Annotated in this window: 2 protein-coding genes and 1 pseudogene; all 3 read left to right on the forward strand. The window is 71.0% G+C overall.

Annotated elements, in window-relative coordinates; genetic code table 11:
- The first annotated feature begins 64 nt into the window (after nt 1-64).
- A complete protein-coding gene (locus tag IH13_RS0103795) occupies nt 65-262 on the forward strand; it encodes a hypothetical protein (protein WP_031080985.1) in 198 nt (65 codons plus the stop codon).
- A 280-nt stretch (nt 263-542) separates the two neighbouring features.
- Nucleotides 543-3,398 (forward strand): type I DNA topoisomerase, encoded by a 2,856-nt coding sequence (gene topA / locus IH13_RS0103800; protein WP_031080986.1) that lies wholly within the window; start codon nt 543-545, stop codon nt 3,396-3,398.
- A 243-nt stretch (nt 3,399-3,641) separates the two neighbouring features.
- Nucleotides 3,642-4,562 (forward strand): annotated as a pseudogene (locus tag IH13_RS0103805) (dTMP kinase); the annotation flags it as partial.

The following is a 4,562-nucleotide window of genomic DNA, read 5'->3' on the forward strand; positions in this document are numbered from 1 at the left end:
AGCCTCCCCACTGCCACGGGCGGCATCGGCCGCAGCCGACGCGAAGAGGTTGAGGGGTACGGACATGGAGAGCGTCACCGCGGGCTTCGCCGGTACGGCATTCGCACTGTTCGGGGCGGCGCTCCTCGTCTGGACGGGGGCGCGTGCCATCCGGCGCGCGCCGGTCGCACACGGTGTGAGTCCCGTCGCGTCCACCACGCTCGCCACATTCTTCGGCATCGTCTTCCTGGCCGTCGGCGTGTGGTGTCTCATCCGCGTCTGACCACCTCCCGCCCAGGGCGGATCTCCGGACGGACGTGCGTTCCGCGGAGCCTTCGGCCGGTCCTGTGAAACCCGGGGCCGCAGAGCCGCGAAGCGCGGACCGGACGGTCCGGGCGGCAGGAATGCCGGAAGTCGGGTTACCGTTCGAGTGGCCGTTGCGGGCTTTTGCCGTTTGACACGGGGGCGGGTTGTACCGTCACACTCCGCAGCGACAGCACCGCGGGCAGCGCCACAAAGCTGCCCGGATGCCCCACGAGTGCCGACCGGAGAGAAGAGCGAAGTTGTCCCCGACCAGCGAGACCGCACAGGGCGGCCGCCGACTCGTCATCGTCGAGTCCCCTGCCAAGGCGAAGACGATCAAGGGCTACCTCGGTCCCGGATACGTCGTCGAGGCGAGCGTCGGGCACATCCGCGACCTGCCGAACGGCGCGGCCGAGGTCCCCGACGAGTACACCGGTGAGGTCCGCCGTCTCGGCGTCGACGTCGAGCACGACTTCCAGCCTGTCTACGTGGTCAACGCGGACAAGAAGGCCCAGGTCAGGAAGCTCAAGCAGCTGCTCGCCGAGTCCGACGAACTCTTCCTCGCCACCGATGAGGACCGCGAGGGCGAAGCCATCGCGTGGCACCTGCAGGAAGTGCTCAAGCCCAAGGTCCCGGTCCACCGGATGGTCTTCCACGAGATCACCAAGGACGCGATCCGGGCGGCCGTCGCCAACCCGCGCGAGCTCAACCAGCGCATGGTCGACGCCCAGGAGACCCGCCGTATCCTCGACCGTCTCTACGGCTACGAGGTCTCGCCGGTCCTGTGGAAGAAGGTCATGCCGCGGCTCTCCGCGGGCCGTGTCCAGTCCGTCGCCACCCGTCTCGTCGTCGAGCGGGAGCGCGAGCGCATCGCCTTCCGGTCCGCCGAGTACTGGGACCTGACCGGCACGTTCGCCACCGGCCGGGGCGGCGACGCCTCCGACCCCTCGACGTTCACGGCACGCCTCAGCGCCGTGGACGGCCGCCGTATCGCCCAGGGGCGCGACTTCGGGCCGGACGGACTGCTCAAGTCCGCGTCCGGCCAGACGCTGCACCTGGACGAGGAGAGCGCCAGGGCCCTGGCCGCGGCGCTCGCCGACTCCTCCTTCGCGGTCCGCTCCGTCGAGTCGAAGCCGTACCGCCGTTCGCCGTACGCCCCGTTCCGCACGACGACCCTCCAGCAGGAGGCGAGCCGCAAGCTCGGCTTCGGCGCCAAGGCCACCATGCAGGTCGCGCAGAAGCTGTACGAGAACGGCTTCATCACCTACATGCGTACGGACTCCACGACCCTCTCGGACACCGCGGTCGCCGCGGCCCGGGCGCAGGTCACGCAGCTGTACGGGGCGAACTACCTGCCCGACAAGCCCCGCACCTACGCCGGCAAGGTCAAGAACGCGCAGGAGGCGCACGAGGCGATCCGCCCCTCCGGCGACCGCTTCCGCACCCCGGCGGAGACGGGCCTCACCGGCGACCAGTTCCGACTGTACGAGCTGATCTGGAAGCGGACCGTCGCCTCCCAGATGAAGGACGCGACCGGCAACTCCGTCACCGTCAAGATCGCCGGCCGGGCCGGCGACGGCCGGGACGCCGAGTTCTCCGCGTCCGGTAAGACGATCACCTTCCACGGCTTCATGAAGGCCTACGTCGAAGGGGCCGACGACCCGAACGCCGAGCTGGACGACCGTGAGCGGCGTCTGCCGCAGGTCACCGAGGGTGACGCGCTGACCGCCGACGAGGTCACGGTCGACGGGCACGCCACCAAGCCGCCTGCCCGCTACACCGAGGCCTCGCTGGTCAAGGAGCTCGAAGAGCGCGAGATCGGCCGCCCGTCGACGTACGCGTCGATCATCGGGACGATCCTGGACCGGGGGTACGTGTTCAAGAAGGGCACGGCGCTGGTGCCGTCGTTCCTCTCGTTCGCCGTGGTCAACCTGTTGGAGAAGCACTTCGGCCGGCTCGTCGACTACGACTTCACCGCGCGCATGGAGGACGACCTCGACCGCATCGCGCGGGGCGAGGCCCAGTCCGTGCCGTGGCTCCGCCGCTTCTACTTCGGCAGTACCGCCGACGACACGGACGGCGTGGGCTCGGCCTCCGCCGCCGGCAACGGCGACGGTGACCACCTCGGCGGCCTGAAGGAGCTCGTCACCGATCTCGGCGCGATCGACGCCCGGGAGATCTCCTCCTTCCCCGTCGGCAACGGCATCAAGCTCCGGGTCGGCAAGTACGGCCCGTACATCGAGCGGGGCGAGAAGGGCGAGGAGGGCCACCAGCGCGCGGACGTGCCGGAGGACCTGGCGCCCGACGAGCTCTCCGCGGAGTACGCGGAGGAACTGCTGGCCAAGCCGAGCGGTGACTTCGAGCTGGGCGCGGACCCCGTCACCGGGAACCAGATCGTCGCCAAGGACGGGCGGTACGGCCCGTACGTCACCGAGGTGCTGCCCGAGGGCACGCCGAAGACCGGCAAGAACGCGGTGAAGCCCAGGACCGCGTCGCTCTTCAAGTCCATGTCGCTCGATACGGTGACGCTGGCGGACGCGCTCAAGCTGATGTCGCTGCCGCGTGTCGTCGGTGAGGACGCCGAGGGCGTGGAGATCACCGCGCAGAACGGCCGCTACGGCCCGTACCTCAAGAAGGGTACGGACTCGCGCTCGCTGACGTCCGAGGAGCAGCTCTTCGACATCACGCTGGACGAGGCCCTCGCCATCTACGCGCAGCCCAAGCAGCGCGGCCGGGCCGCGGCCAAGCCGCCGCTGAAGGAGCTGGGCACCGACCCGGTGAGTGGTGCGCCGGTCGTCGTGAAGGACGGCCGCTTCGGCGCGTACGTCACCGACGGCGAGACGAACGCGACGCTGCGGACCGGTGACAGCGTCGAGGAGATCACGCCGGAGCGCGGGTACGAGCTGCTCGCCGAGAAGCGTGCCAAGGGGCCCGCGAAGAAGAAGACGGCGAAGAAGGCGCCCGCCAAGAAGGCCGCCGCCAAGAAGACGGCCACGGCGAAGAAGACGGCCGCCAAGAAGACGACGGCGGCCAAGAAGACGACGGCCACGAAGAAGGCGGCCACGGCGAAGAAGGCGCCCGCCAAGAAGGCCGCGGCGGCGTCCACGGAGGACTGAGGCCGAGAACGGGCCGGGCGTCGGTGACCGCGAGGTCCCGGCGTCCGGCCCGTCCGCTTCTCCGGCGTCCCGTCCTCGCCGCGGACTGTCGTCGTCGAGGAGGCGTCCGGCGGTCCGGGCCGGACCGGTTCGCGGCGGGGTTCACGCGCCCCGCCGGTACCCCGTGCGGCGCGGTCCACACGTGGCGGGCATATGTTCGGGTGCGCCCCCCGGTCACCGTGTCACTGCCGATAAGCTGGGCGGATGACGCGAGCCGAGCAGCCACCGGTCGTGAGCCCCACCTCCGACACACTTGCCGCAGACTCACGCGAGCGCGCCGTACGAGCCCTTCTGCGTGTTCCCCCGCTCAGGCGGTTGTGGAGCGCCCAGCTCGTCGGCAGCATCGGCGATGCACTCGCCGTTCTCGTGCTTGTGCTGCTGTCGCTGCAAGCGGCGGTCGTGGAGGGCTCGTTCGGCGCCGGATACCGCGGGGCGGCCTTCGCCGTCGCCGCCGTGTCCGGTGCCCGGATCCTGTCCACCGTGCTCTTCGGGGCCGTACTCCTCGGGCCACTGACGTCGCTCACGACGCCCGGGGGGCCGCTGGACCGCCGCTGGCTGATGGTGGGAGCGGACGGTCTGCGGCTCGCGCTGCTGGTCGTCGCGCCGTTGTGGATCGACTGGATGCCGGACAAGGCGCTCATGATGATCCTCATCACCGCCTTCCTGACCGGCGCCGGTGAACGCCTGTGGGCCGTGGCCAAGGAGAGCGCCGCCCCGGCGCTGCTGCCCGCCCCGCCCATCGAGGGCGCCGCCGTACGTCCGCTGCCCGACCACCTCGACGCCCTGCGCCGGCTGTCCCTCCGGACGAACTTCCTGGCGATCCCCGCCGCCGCGGTCGTCCTCCTCGTCGCCTCGCTGATCGGCGAGCTGCTCGGCACCGGGTTCGAGTGGTTCTCCTTCCACCAGGCGGCCCTCGGCTCGTACGTCGCCGCCGGGCTCTTCTCGGCCTCGATCTCGGCCCTGTACTTCCTCGAGATCCCGGGCACCACCACCCCCCGGCCCCGCTCGCCCCTGGAGGGGCTGCGCCGGCCGGGCACCGCCTCGGGACCCGAGAAGGGCCGTACCGGTTCGATCCGGCTCGTCGTCGCCGCGTGTGCCGCGGTCGCCGGAGCCGTTGCCGCGGCC

It is taken from the genome of Streptomyces sp. NRRL WC-3549 (assembly GCF_000721935.1).
Classification (GTDB): domain Bacteria; phylum Actinomycetota; class Actinomycetes; order Streptomycetales; family Streptomycetaceae; genus Streptomyces.

Excerpts from the sequence above, each read along its gene's own strand:
- IH13_RS0103795 (WP_031080985.1), top strand. The coding sequence starts at position 65 with ATGGAGAGCGTCACCGCGGGCTTCGCCGGTACGGCATTCGCACTGTTC.